The sequence below is a fragment of the Terracoccus sp. 273MFTsu3.1 genome, from assembly GCF_000383675.1.
GTDB lineage: Bacteria > Actinomycetota > Actinomycetes > Actinomycetales > Dermatophilaceae > Terrabacter.
Genome location: NZ_KB911827.1, coordinates 148,599 through 160,209 on the forward strand (window position 1 = coordinate 148,599; position 11,611 = coordinate 160,209).

Below are 11,611 nucleotides of genomic sequence, written 5' to 3' on the forward strand. Positions count from 1 at the left end.
CGATCTCGGGGGAGGGACATGAGCGACGTCACTGATCTGCCTGCACCACAGGGTGATCCGACCGAGGGACCGGCGATCGCGTTGCGCGGGCTGGGCAAGCGCTTCGGCGACCTCATCGCGGTCAAGGGGATCGACCTCGACGTGCCGCGGGGCTCGTTCTTCGGGCTCGTCGGGCCCAACGGTGCCGGCAAGACGACGACGCTGTCGATGGTGACGGGCCTGCTGCGTCCCGACGCCGGGCAGGCGTTCGTCCTGGGGCGTGACGTCTGGGCCGACCCCGTCGCCACCAAGCGGCTCATCGGCGTGCTCCCCGACGGGCTCAAGGTCTTCGACCGGCTCACCGGGCTCCAGCTGATCACGTATGCCGGCCTGCTCCGTGGGATGCCGCGCGAGCTCGCGGCCGAGCGGGCTGCGGAGCTCGTCGCCGCGCTCGGCCTCACCGAGGCGCAGGGCAAGCTCGTCGTCGACTACTCGGCCGGCATGACGAAGAAGGTCACGCTCGCCTCGGCGCTCGTCCACGGTCCCCGCGTCCTCGTGCTCGACGAGCCCTTCGAGGCGGTGGACCCGATCTCGGCCGCGACGATCCGGCGCATCCTCTCGGGCTTCGTCGAGTCCGGCGGCACCGTCGTCCTCTCGAGCCACGTCATGGACCTCGTCGAACGCATCTGCACGCACGTCGCCGTCATCTCCGACGGGCTCGTCCTCGCTGCGGGCGAGCTCGACGACGTCCGGGGTGACCGGTCCCTGGAGGAGCGGTTCGTCGACCTCGTCGGTGGGTCGACCGAGGTGGTGGGGCTCTCGTGGTTGCGCACCTCGTCCGACTGAAGCTCACCCTGCTGCGCAACATCTTCCGGCGCAGCCGGGCCCAGGCGATCGGGGCCGTCGTCGGCATCGTCTACTTCGCCGTCCTCGTGGCCGGGCTTACCGTCATCCTCGCCACCTTCCGCGGGTCGCTCGACGCGGGGCGCGTCGTCATCCCGCTCGCAGGCGCCGCCGGCATCGTGCTCTGGACGGTCGTGCCGCTCTTCTCCTTCGGCTCGGACCCGACCCTCGATCCGGGCCGCTTCGCCACCTTCGCCGTCCCACACCGCGACCTGACGATCGGCCTCGTGGCCGCCGCGCTCGTCGGCCTGCCGGCGATCGCCTCGATGGTGCTGTCGGTCGGGGTGGTCGTCGCGTGGTCCCACACGCTCGCCTCGACCCTCGTGGCCGTCGTCGCGACGGCGATCGGTCTGCTGACGGCGATCACGACGAGCCGCTGGGTGTCCGCGGTGATGACCCAGGCGATCTCGAGCCGTCGCGGTCGTGACGTCATCGCGGTCCTGGGCCTGCTCCTGCTCGTCGTCATCGGTCCGGCGATCTCCGCCGTGGCCAACCTCGGAGCGAGCCTGCGTGACGTCGCCACGACGGCCGCCGTCATCGTCGGGTGGTCGCCTCTCGGCTGGGCCTGGGCCGCTCCGGGTGACGTGGCGGCGGGCGACCTCGGCACCGGGCTGGTGCGCCTGGTCCTGGCCGCGGGACTGCTCGTCGTCGTCTTCCTGCTGTGGTCCCGGGTGTTGCGTGACGAGGTCGACAACCCGCGCGCGGTCTCACGCTCCGACTCGGGCACCTCGTCCGGCGACGACCTCGGCCTGCTCGCCCGGCTGCCCGGTACGCCGCTCGGCGCCATCGCGGCGCGCGTGCTGACCTACTGGCGCCGTGACCCCCGCTACCAGATCAGCATGGTCATGACCCCGATCGTCCCGCTCGCGCTGCTCATCCCGTTCGTCACGGGCGACGTGGCGTGGACTCCGCTGCTCATGGGTCCGCTCGTCGCGTTCCTCCTCGGCTGGAGCGAGCACAACGCCGTCGCCTACGAGTCCGACGCCCTGTGGCTGCACGTGGTGTCCGGCACGTCCGGCCGGGACGACCGTCGCGGGCGCCTCCTGCCCGACCTCCTCCTCGCCACCATCCTCGTCCCGGGCTACGTCGTCGTCGGGGTCGCGGTCGCCGACCGCTGGGACCTGCTCCCGGCCGCCCTCGGACTCTCCGTGTCCCTGCTCGGAGCGGGGTATGCCGTGTCGAGCGTCATGAGCGTCGTGCTGCCCTATCCCGTGGCGGAGTCGGGCGAGAGTCCCTTCAACGCACCGCCTGGCGCCGCGGGGATCACCATCGCCGCGCAGTCGATGGCGAGTCTCGGCACGCTCGTGCTCGCCTCGCCGACGATCCTGCTCGCCTGGTGGGCCTGGCAGGGTTCTGTGCGTGCCGACTGGGGCGCCGCCATCGTCGGGGTGCTGCTCGGCATCGTCGTCGGCATCGTCGGGGTGGGCGTCGGCGCCCGGCTCTACGAGCAGCGGGCACCTGAGCTGCTCTCGGCGCTGCGACGCTCGTAGGTCGGGGGGCGCCGAAGATCACATTCGGGCACCGTCGCGAGACGCGCAGATCTACTCTTACATGGTGTAGTAGATCTGCGCCGGGCAGGAGGACTCACGCTTCGCACTCCCCGGAGGCCAGAGATGATCACCCAGTTCCTCGCCGCGTCACAGCCGGTTCCTGCAGGTCCCGTCGTCCAGTGGGGATGGCTGACGATCACGGTCGCCAACCTCGTGGTCATCCTGCTCATGGTCGTCGTCTTCGTGCTCGCGCTCCTGCTGCCCTTCCCTGCTCCCCGAGAGGACGAGGTCCAGTGAGCGGGGCCTCGACGTCCCTGCCGCCGGAACCGGCCGAGCCGCGGCCGCGCCCCGCGCACGACACGTGGACGGCCGCCCTCACTCGTTGGGTCGAGGGCCTGGTGCCCCGCGGGCAGTGGCTGCCCGACCGGCAGCCCGTCTACGTCGCCTCGTGGATCTACGTCTTCGGCGTCGCCTGCCTCGCCAGCCTCGTCGTCATCATCGTGTCGGGCCTCGTCCTGTCCCTCGGCGGGGTGGCCTGGTGGCACGCGAGCACGGTCGGCCACTTCGTCAACTCCGTGCACCTCTGGAGCGTCGAGCTCTTCTTCGCCACCATGGTCATCCACCTGTGGGGCAAGTTCTTCATGGCGTCGTGGCGAGGCAACCGCGGACTGACCTGGGCGACAGGCGCGCTCGCCTTCTTCGGGTCGCTGGGCACGGCCTTCACCGGCTACCTCATCCAGACGAACTTCGACGCGCAGTGGATCTCGACGCAGGCCAAGGACGGGCTCAACGCCGCGGGCATCGGAGCGTGGTTCAACGTCATGGACCTCGGCCAGATGATGCTGTGGCACGTCTCGCTGCTCCCGCTCGTCGTCGGGGCGATCGTCGTCGTGCACATCGTCCTCGTGCGCCGACGCGGTGTCGCCCCTCCGATCGGCGCAACGGAACCTGCGGCCCTCGACGCGGACGCCGACGCGGACGCGGACGCGGACGCCGAGCAGACCGAGAGCCCCGCGACCCTCGTCACGCGCGCCGGGGTGGGGTCATGAAGCGGGGGACGGGCGGCTGGGGACCCACGCCGGACGCGCACGCCTTTCCGACGCGCCGCTACGACCTCGTCAAGGAGTTCGTCATCGCGCTCGGTGTGGTCACGGTGCTCTCCGTCGTCGCCGCCCTCGTCTTCTCGTCTCCCGACGAGCCCGCGATCTCATTGCAGCAGTGGGCTCGTCAGGCGCCGGCGGACGTCGTCGCCACCGCCACCGGGGAGCTGGCCGGCACGACGACCAGCGCCGGCTACGGCCCGCCTTGCAACACCGCGGGCGAGGGGCAGAGCCTCGGGCCCGTCAACCTCCAGACGCTGCCCGGTGTCACCGTCCCCGTCGACTCCGCGAAGGACCTCGTCCTCGACCCCGTCCGCAGCCTCACGTCGGACCCGGCTGTCGTCGCGGCGCTCCACGTCTGGGACGCGGCGTCGGCCGACCGGCAGCGGGCCTGGTCCGCGGCGTACGCCGACGCGCTGGCGGCCGCACCGGACGGGGACCCCGCCAAGGTCGCGACGGGTGACTACGGACCGGTCCCGATCATCGCAGCAGCCGAGCTGCGCCTCGCCGACGGGGATGCGCTCGAGGGTCTGCTCACCTCGCGCACGACCTTCTTCGGGGTCGACAGCACGCGGGCGCTGCTGCTGCTCGCCGACGGGACACACCTCGAGGACGCCGCCCGCGCCCAGAACCTCGGGGGCGAACAGTGGGGGATCATGAACGAGACCGGCAACTACCCGGGTCAGCCGTGGCTCTGGCTGTACTCGCTGTGGTACCAGGCCCCGCCGTTCTCGACGTCGGAGAACGCCGACATCGCCGTCTGGTCCCTCATGGTCCTGCTCAGCATCGGCTTCATCTGCATCCCCTGGATCCCGGGCCTGCGCACGCTGCCGCGGCACCTCGGGGTGCACCGGCTCGTGTGGCGGACCCGACGCTGACGTGGGGCAGCAGGAGGGCCACCGGGCGGACGCCCGGCAGCCCCTCCCGCTGTCCTCACGGTGCGCTCGGACCGGTGGTCAGGCGAGGTCGGCCGCGAGGTGCGCGGCGCCGATGATGCCGGCCTGGTTGCGCAGCTGGGCCGGGACGATCGGGCAGCGCAGCTTCAGCTTGGGCAGGAAGTCGTCGCTGTCCTTGGAGATGCCGCCACCGACGATGATGAGGTCGGGGGAGAAGAGCTTCTCGATGGTGTCGTAGTACGTCTGGAGACGTTCGGCGTACTCGTCCCACGACAGGCCCTCGGCGTCCTTGACGGATGACGCGGCCCGGTCCTCGGCGTCGTAGCCGTCGATCTCGAGGTGGCCCAGCTCGGAGTTCGGCACGAGCCGCCCGTCGTGGATCAGCGCGGTGCCGATGCCGGTGCCGAGGGTGGTGAGGATGGCGAGGCCTCGCACGCCCTTGGCGGCGCCGTAGTACATCTCGGCGAGACCGGCGGCGTCGGCGTCGTTGAGGACGGTGACGGCGCGACCTGTGTGCTCCTTGATGAGCGCCTCGGCGTCGGTGTTGATCCACGAGGGGTCGATGTTGGCCGCGGAGAGCACGGTGCCGCGGATGACGACCGCCGGAACGGTCACGCCGATGGGGGAGTCGCCCGTCACGTCGGCGAAGTGGTCGACGATCTGGTCGACGACCTCGGCCACGGCATCAGGGGTGGCCGGCTTGGGCGTCAGGATCTTCAGCCGCTTGCCGGCCAGGTCGCCGGCCTTGAGGTCGACGGGGGCGCCCTTGATGCCACTGCCGCCGATGTCGATGCCGAGGGGCTTGCCGTGCTTGGCCATGGTCCGTACTTCCTTGTCGAGGACGTGGTCGTGGGGTGTCAGCTGGTGGTGCAGGGTGACGCGGGGGTGACGCTGGTGCCGCTGCGGTGAAGGGGCGACGTGGGTGGCCGGCCCGGCTCAGAGCGCGTCGGCCTCGGGGAGGGTGAGGATCTCGTGGCCGTCGTCGGTGATGAGGATCGTGTGCTCGAACTGGGCCGAGCGTCTGCGGTCACGGGTGACGACGGTCCACCGGTCGTCCCACATGTCCCACTCGGGGGTGCCGAGGTTGAGCATCGGCTCGATGGTGAAGGTCATGCCGGGCTCGATGACGGTCTCGTAGTGGGGAGCGGCGTCGTAGTGCGGCACGATGAGGCCGGAATGGAACTCCAGGCCGATGCCGTGTCCGGTGAAGTCGCGCACGACGCCGTAGCCGAACCGCTTCGCGTAGCTCTCGATGACGCGGCCGATGACGTTGATCTCGCGACCCGGGCGGGCGGCCCGGATGCCACGCATCATCGCCTCGTGCGTGCGTTCGACGAGCAGGCGGGACTCCTCGTCCACGTCACCGACGAGGTAGGTCGCGTCCGTGTCGCCGTGCACGCCGTGGATGTAGGCCGTGACGTCGATGTTGACGATGTCGCCGTCCTCGAGCGGCCGCGCGTCGGGGATGCCGTGGCAGATGACCTCGTTGACGCTCGTGCACACCGACTTCGGGAAGCCCTTGTAGCCGAGCGGTGAGGGGTAGGCGCCGTGGTCGAGCAGGTACTCGTGGGCGACGGCGTCGAGCTCGTCGGTCGTGACACCGGGTGCGATCGCCTTCGAGGCCTCGACCATGGCCGTGGCCGCGATCCGCGACGCGATGCGCATCTTCTCGATGGTCTCGGGGTCCTTGATGCGCAGGTCGCCGTCCTCGCGCGGGTTGGCCACGTCGACGTAGTGCGGCCGATCGATCGAGGCGGGCACCGGTCGTCGCGGACTGAGGGGGTGTGCTGACACCCGCGGCTGGAGCAACGGCATACGGTGGAGTCTAGGTCGTCAGCGGGTGCCGTCCACGAGGAGCGTTCACGACGCGGACCCGCTCGGGCCGGATGGCAGGTCGGAAGAGTCCGAAGAGAGAAGGAGTGCGCACGTGAGCTTCTGGTACAACGTCGACACGGGTCAGGTCGAGACCGACGAGAACCGCAGCCGGGGTGAGCAGGTGCTCGGCCCGTACGCCACCGAGGCGGAGGCCCAGGCCGCCCTCGACACCGCCCACAAGAAGACCGAGCAGTGGGACTCCGAGGACCGCGACTGGAACGAGCGCGGCGGTTCGGCCGCGGCCGGCGACAGCGACGCCTGACCTCCGGCGACCCACGCCAGGCGCCGCCCCGACCGGTCGGTCCCGGCCGGTCGGGCTGCGGTGTCTCGAGACAGGCAGTCGGCCGGGTCTCCGGCCTGCGTCCGGCCTTGTCGTCAGGACTCGAAGGAGTGCTCGGCGTCGGGGAAGGCACCTGACTCGACGTCGGCGGCGTACGCCCGGGCGGCGTCGAGCAGCGTGCCGCGCAGGTCGGCGTACTTCTTGACGAAGCGCGGAGCCTTGCCGCTGCGCAGGCCCGCGAAGTCGCTCCACACGAGCACCTGGGCGTCGGTGCCGCTGCCGGCGCCGATGCCGATCGTCGGGATGCTCAGGACCTCGGTGACCCGCGCCGCGACGGGCGCCGGGACCATCTCGAGGACGACCGCGAAGGCGCCGGCGTCCTGCAGGGCTCGCGCCTCGTCGACGAGCGCGTCGGCGGCGTCGCCGCGACCCTGCACGCGGTAGCCGCCGAGCTGGTGCTCGCTCTGCGGCGTGAAGCCGACGTGCGCCATGACGGGGATGCCGGCGTCGGTGAGGGTCTTGACGAGCGGGACCATGGCCGTGCCGCCCTCGAGCTTGACGGCGTGGGCGAGCCCTTCCTTCATGAGCCGCACGGCACTCGCGAAGCCCTGCTCGACGGACCCGCCGTACGAGCCGAACGGCAGGTCGGCGACGACGAGCGCGCGGCGGGCGGCCGTCGACACGGCCCGGACGAGCGGGATCATCTCGTCGAGCGTCACGGGCACGGTCGTCTCGTAGCCGTAGACGTTGTTGCCCGCCGAGTCGCCGACGAGCAGCACGGGGATCCCGGCCTCGTCGAAGATCTGGGCGGCATACATGTCGTATGCCGTGAGCATCGCCCAGCGGCGCCCCTCCGCCTTGAGGGCGTGCAGGTGGGGGATGCGCACCTTCCGTGGGGACGGCGCGGTGCTCGCGGCCGAGGGGGCGTCCTGGGCCCGGCTCCCGGATCCGTAGGGACTCTGCTCCTCGGGGGCGTCAGTGCTCATGGCCGGAGCATATCGGCGCCTCGGGGTGGGCCATGGCTGGCCGGCGCCCGGCGTCGTGATACCTCTGTGACAGATGGGGTTCTATACCCGAGAGGGGGGCGGTCTGGGAAGGGTGCGGTGGGTTCTCTATACGAAGAATTTACGTTCTTTGCGATGAACTGCCTTGTGGCACAAGTTTTTTCGATTTGTCTGGTAGCAGACACCACATTGTCTGTGTTCTGTGTTCTTATACGCGAGGTGCCGGATTGACGGCGCCTTGTGACCAGGAGGACAGATCGTGAACAAGCGCCATTGGAGTGCTGTCTCGGGATTGGCCGTGGGTGCGCTCGTCGTCACCGGCCTCACCGCCCCGATGCAGGCTCAGGCCACACCCGTCGCCAAGGCCCCGGTGAGCGGAGACCCCGCAGCCGCCCAGGCGTCGCAGCCCGACAACCTGCCCAACCCCCTTGCCGACGCCCAGGCGGCCGAGCGCAAGGACGCCGTCGCCAAGCTCCTCAAGGGCGAGGCCTCGACCAGGACCATCAACGGCAACCGTGTCATCGAGGTCAAGAGCAAGGGCAAGGGCAAGGACGGCAAGCCGGCCAAGTCCAAGTACGTCAACTACCCCGTGAACCGTGAGGAGGACATCTTCACGATCCTCACGGACTTCGGCACGCAGACGAAGTCGCCGTTCGACACCGCCCCCGGACCGGTGCACAACCAGATCGTCGCGCCAGACCGCACGTGGGACGGCAACGCGACCGACGACAACTCGACGTACTGGGTCAAGGACTTCAACCGTGACCACTACCTCGAGATGATGTTCGGCACGGGTGAGTCGTTCAAGGACTTCTACCTCAAGCAGTCCAACGGCCGCTTCCTGGCCAAGGGTGACGTCTCCGACTGGGTGACCGTCCCGTACAACGAGGCCCGCTACGGCGCCAAGAACGACGCCGACGGCTACTGGAACTACATCAAGGACACCGCGACGGCCTGGTACAACGCCCAGAAGGCGGCCGGCAAGAGCGACGCCGACATCAAGACGTACCTCGCGCAGTTCGACAAGGTCGACCGCTACGACTACGACGGCGACGGCAACTTCAACGAGCCCGACGGCTACATCGACCACTTCCAGGCGATCCACGCCGGCGAGGGCGAGGAGGCCGGCGGCGGTGCCCAGGGCACCAACGCGATCTGGTCGCACCGCTGGTACGCGTACTCCAACCAGGCCGGCGTCAACGGCCCGTCGTTCAACAAGCTCGGCGGCGTGCCGCTCGGCACCTCCGGCATGTGGATCGGCGACTACACGACCGAGCCCGAGAACGGCGGACTCGGTGTGTTCTCGCACGAGTTCGGCCACGACCTCGGTCTGCCCGACCTCTACGACACCAACGGTGGCGACAACAGCACCGCCTTCTGGACGCTCATGAGCGGTGGCTCGTGGCTCAACCACGGCACCGACTCGATCGGCACGACGCCCGGCTACATGGGCCCGTGGGAGAAGCTCCAGCTCGGCTGGCTCGACTACACCACCGTCCCCTTCGGTGAGGACACCTCGGTCAAGCTGAGCCAGGCCGACCTCTCCACGAAGAACGGTTCGGTGCAGGCCCTCGTGGTCCCGCTCCCCGAGCGCACGGTGACCTCCGACCGCAACACGCCGCACTCCGGCAAGGCGGAGTGGTGGAGCGGCTTCGGTGACAACCTCAACTCGACCCTGACCCGCACGGTCGACCTGACCGGTGCCAAGACCTCGGCCTCGATCAGCGCCTGGGTCCAGGGCAACCTCGAGAAGGACTACGACTACCTCTACGGCGAGGTCTCGACCGACAACGGCGCCACGTGGACGCAGGTCGGCACGCCCGTCAACGGTGTCTTCGCCTGGGCGCAGAAGTCGTTCGACCTCTCGGCCTACAAGGGCCAGAGCGTCCAGTTCCGCTTCCGCGTCGCCACCGACGGTGGTGTCTCGAGCGAGGCCTTCGTCGACGACGTCGCCGTCACGACCGACGGTGTCGCCGGCACGGTCGACGACGTCGAGTCGGGCGCCGGTGCCTGGGTCGCCAAGGGTGGGTTCTCCATCATCGACGGCACCACCTCGAAGCAGGTCCAGGACTTCTACCTCGCCGAGAACCGCGTCTACAGCGGCTACGACGCGACGCTGAAGACCGGTCCGTACAACTTCGGCTGGGGCAACAGCAAGCCCGACTGGGTCGAGCGGTTCCCGTACCAGAACGGCATGCTCGTCTGGTTCGCCAACGGTGAGTACGGCGACAACAACACGATCGACCACCCCGGTGGCGGTCAGGTGCTGCCGGTCGACGCCCGTCCGGCGCCGGTCATGCTCAACAACGCCAACGGCACGCAGACGATGATGGGCAACCGTCGCCAGCCGTTCGACGCCACCTTCGGGCAGGAGGCCACCGACGCGGTGACCTTCCACCGCAACGGTGTCGCGACGACGGTCCCGTCGTCGCCGGCGATGCCGACGTTCGACGACTCGGACGTCAACCGCTACTGGTCCTCGGCGAACCCGCTCGGCTCCACCAAGGTGGCCGGCTCGGGCACGACGATGACCGTGACGAAGACGCGTGACGGCGGCAACGAGCTGCAGGTCAAGGTCGCCTTCAAGTGACTCGTCCGATGACCGCGAGGTCATGAGTCCGAAGGGCCCCCGGGACACGTCCCGGGGGCCCTTCGCATGCCCGCCCGGCGGCACACGACAGGGCACTCGTCCCAAAGATCGTGTGTCGCAACATCCGTGAAACAGCCATGCGGCAGGATCGACACATGAACCGTCAGGAAGAGTTCGTGCTGCGCACGATCGAAGAGCGAGACATCCGGTTCGTCCGTCTGTGGTTCACGGACGTCCTCGGCACCCTCAAGTCGGTGGCGGTCGCGCCGGCCGAGCTCGAGGGGGCCTTTGCCGAGGGCATCGGCTTCGACGGTTCGGCGATCGAGGGTTTCGCTCGCGTCTACGAGGCCGACATGCTGGCCAAGCCCGACCCGTCGACGTTCCAGATCCTTCCCTGGCGCGGCGACCCGCCCGGCACGGCACGCATGTTCTGCGACCTCCAGCTGCCTGACGGCACACCGAGCTTCGCCGACCCGCGGCACGTGCTCCAGCGGGCCCTCGGCAAGGCGGCTGACCTCGGCTTCACCTTCTACACCCACCCCGAGATCGAGTTCTTCCTCCTCGAGCAGGGACGCGGTCCCGACGGTCGACCCGTCCCCGTCGACGATGCCGGCTACTTCGACCACGTGCCGCACGGCACCGGCCACGACTTCCGTCGCGCCGCCATCACGATGCTCGAGAACATGGGCATCTCGGTCGAGTTCAGCCACCACGAGGGCGCGCCCGGCCAGAACGAGATCGACCTTCGCTATGCCGACGCGCTCAGCACGGCCGACAACATCCAGACCTTCCGGACGGTCGTCAAGGAGGTCGCCCTGACGCAGGGGATCTACGCGACCTTCATGCCCAAGCCCTTCTCCGAGCACCCCGGGTCGGGGATGCACACGCACCTCTCGCTCTTCGAGGGAGACTCCAACGCCTTCTTCGAGGCCGGCGCGCCGTACCAGCTGAGCAAGGTCGGTCGGCAGTTCATCGCGGGACTGCTGCGCCACGGCGCCGAGATCGCCGCCGTGACGAACCAGTGGGTCAACTCCTACAAGCGCCTCTGGGGCGGGGGAGAGGCCCCGGCCCACCTCACCTGGGGCCACAACAACCGCTCGGCTCTCGTCCGCGTGCCGATGCACAAGCCCAACAAGGGACAGTCGACGCGCGTCGAGGTCCGCTCGCTCGACGCGGCCTGCAACCCCTACCTCGCCTTCGCCGTCCTGCTCGGTGCCGGCCTCAAGGGCATCGAGGAGGGCTACGAGCTACCTCCCGAGACCGAGGACGACGTCTGGAGCCTGACGGACTCCGAGCGCCGGGCCATGGGCATCAAGCCGCTCCCGTCCTCACTGGGCCGCGCCCTCGAGGTCATGGAGGAGAGCGAGCTCGTCGCCGACGTCCTCGGCGAGCACGTCTTCGACTTCTTCCTGCGCAACAAGCGCCAGGAGTGGCTCGACTACCGTCACGAGATCAGCCGCTTCGAGCTCGACCGCTACCTGCCGCGGCTCTGAC

Annotated in this window: 11 protein-coding genes; 8 read left to right on the plus strand and 3 right to left on the minus strand. The window is 69.5% G+C overall.

Going from position 1 to position 11,611, the window contains the following annotated elements; genetic code table 11:
- Positions 1–18: 18 nt before the first annotated feature.
- The 5 genes from H283_RS0120445 to H283_RS0120465 all read left to right on the plus strand — a co-directional run bounded on the left by H283_RS0120445 (position 19) and on the right by H283_RS0120465 (position 4,350).
- Positions 19–825 (plus strand): ABC transporter ATP-binding protein, encoded by an 807-nt coding sequence (locus H283_RS0120445; protein ID WP_020145393.1) that lies wholly within the window; start codon positions 19–21, stop codon positions 823–825.
- Positions 801–2,372: a hypothetical protein gene (locus H283_RS0120450; protein ID WP_020145394.1), complete on the plus strand. Its 1,572-nt coding sequence runs from the start codon at positions 801–803 to the stop codon at positions 2,370–2,372. Before H283_RS0120445 ends, H283_RS0120450 begins: the two co-directional genes overlap by 25 nt.
- Before the next feature lie 123 nt (positions 2,373–2,495).
- Positions 2,496–2,669 carry a hypothetical protein gene (locus tag H283_RS28255; RefSeq protein ID WP_020145395.1) on the plus strand — a complete coding sequence of 58 codons (174 nt, stop codon included), beginning with the start codon at positions 2,496–2,498 and terminating at the stop codon, positions 2,667–2,669.
- Positions 2,666–3,421 carry a cytochrome b N-terminal domain-containing protein gene (locus H283_RS0120460; protein ID WP_020145396.1) on the plus strand — a complete coding sequence of 252 codons (756 nt, stop codon included), beginning with the start codon at positions 2,666–2,668 and terminating at the stop codon, positions 3,419–3,421. The genes H283_RS28255 and H283_RS0120460 overlap by 4 nt, the downstream gene beginning before the upstream one ends.
- Positions 3,418–4,350, plus strand: coding sequence for a hypothetical protein (locus H283_RS0120465; RefSeq protein WP_020145397.1), 933 nt, complete (start codon positions 3,418–3,420; stop codon positions 4,348–4,350). Before H283_RS0120460 ends, H283_RS0120465 begins: the two co-directional genes overlap by 4 nt.
- Positions 4,351–4,428: 78 nt before the next feature.
- Here the strand turns inward: H283_RS0120465 and ppgK are convergent, their stop codons facing one another.
- Together ppgK and map are read right to left on the minus strand one after the other, a co-directional pair.
- A complete protein-coding gene (gene ppgK, locus H283_RS0120470; RefSeq protein WP_020145398.1) occupies positions 4,429–5,187 on the minus strand; it encodes a polyphosphate--glucose phosphotransferase in 759 nt (252 codons plus the stop codon).
- Positions 5,188–5,304: 117 nt separating this feature from the next.
- A complete protein-coding gene (map, locus tag H283_RS0120475; protein WP_051103701.1) occupies positions 5,305–6,183 on the minus strand; it encodes a type I methionyl aminopeptidase in 879 nt (292 codons plus the stop codon).
- A 112-nt stretch (positions 6,184–6,295) separates the two neighbouring features.
- On the opposite strand from map, the gene H283_RS0120480 reads away from it, so the two are divergent.
- Positions 6,296–6,505, plus strand: coding sequence for a hypothetical protein (locus H283_RS0120480; RefSeq protein ID WP_020145400.1), 210 nt, complete (start codon positions 6,296–6,298; stop codon positions 6,503–6,505).
- A gap of 113 nt (positions 6,506–6,618) precedes the next feature.
- Here H283_RS0120480 and panB read toward each other — a convergent pair whose 3' ends face one another.
- Positions 6,619–7,509 (minus strand): 3-methyl-2-oxobutanoate hydroxymethyltransferase, encoded by an 891-nt coding sequence (gene panB / locus H283_RS0120485; protein WP_020145401.1) that lies wholly within the window; start codon positions 7,507–7,509, stop codon positions 6,619–6,621.
- A 277-nt stretch (positions 7,510–7,786) separates the two neighbouring features.
- Here panB and H283_RS0120490 point away from each other — a divergent pair, with 277 nt between their 5' ends.
- Positions 7,787–10,117, plus strand: a complete 2,331-nt coding sequence (locus H283_RS0120490) for an immune inhibitor A domain-containing protein (RefSeq protein WP_028785786.1) — start codon at positions 7,787–7,789, stop codon at positions 10,115–10,117.
- Between the two features lie 155 nt (positions 10,118–10,272).
- The gene (gene glnA, locus H283_RS0120495; RefSeq protein ID WP_020145403.1) at positions 10,273–11,610 is read left to right on the plus strand and encodes a type I glutamate--ammonia ligase; all 1,338 of its coding nucleotides are present in this window, start codon (positions 10,273–10,275) and stop codon (positions 11,608–11,610) included.
- Position 11,611 lies beyond the last annotated feature (1 nt).

Coding starts and splice junctions, on each gene's coding strand:
- H283_RS0120445 (WP_020145393.1), top strand. CDS start 19: ATGAGCGACGTCACTGATCTGCCTGCACCACAGGGTGATCCGACCGAG.
- H283_RS28255 (WP_020145395.1), top strand. CDS start 2,496: ATGATCACCCAGTTCCTCGCCGCGTCACAGCCGGTTCCTGCAGGTCCC.
- H283_RS0120465 (WP_020145397.1), top strand. CDS start 3,418: ATGAAGCGGGGGACGGGCGGCTGGGGACCCACGCCGGACGCGCACGCC.
- ppgK (WP_020145398.1), bottom strand. CDS start 5,187: ATGGCCAAGCACGGCAAGCCCCTCGGCATCGACATCGGCGGCAGTGGC.
- map (WP_051103701.1), bottom strand. CDS start 6,183: ATGCCGTTGCTCCAGCCGCGGGTGTCAGCACACCCCCTCAGTCCGCGA.
- panB (WP_020145401.1), bottom strand. CDS start 7,509: ATGAGCACTGACGCCCCCGAGGAGCAGAGTCCCTACGGATCCGGGAGC.
- glnA (WP_020145403.1), top strand. CDS start 10,273: ATGAACCGTCAGGAAGAGTTCGTGCTGCGCACGATCGAAGAGCGAGAC.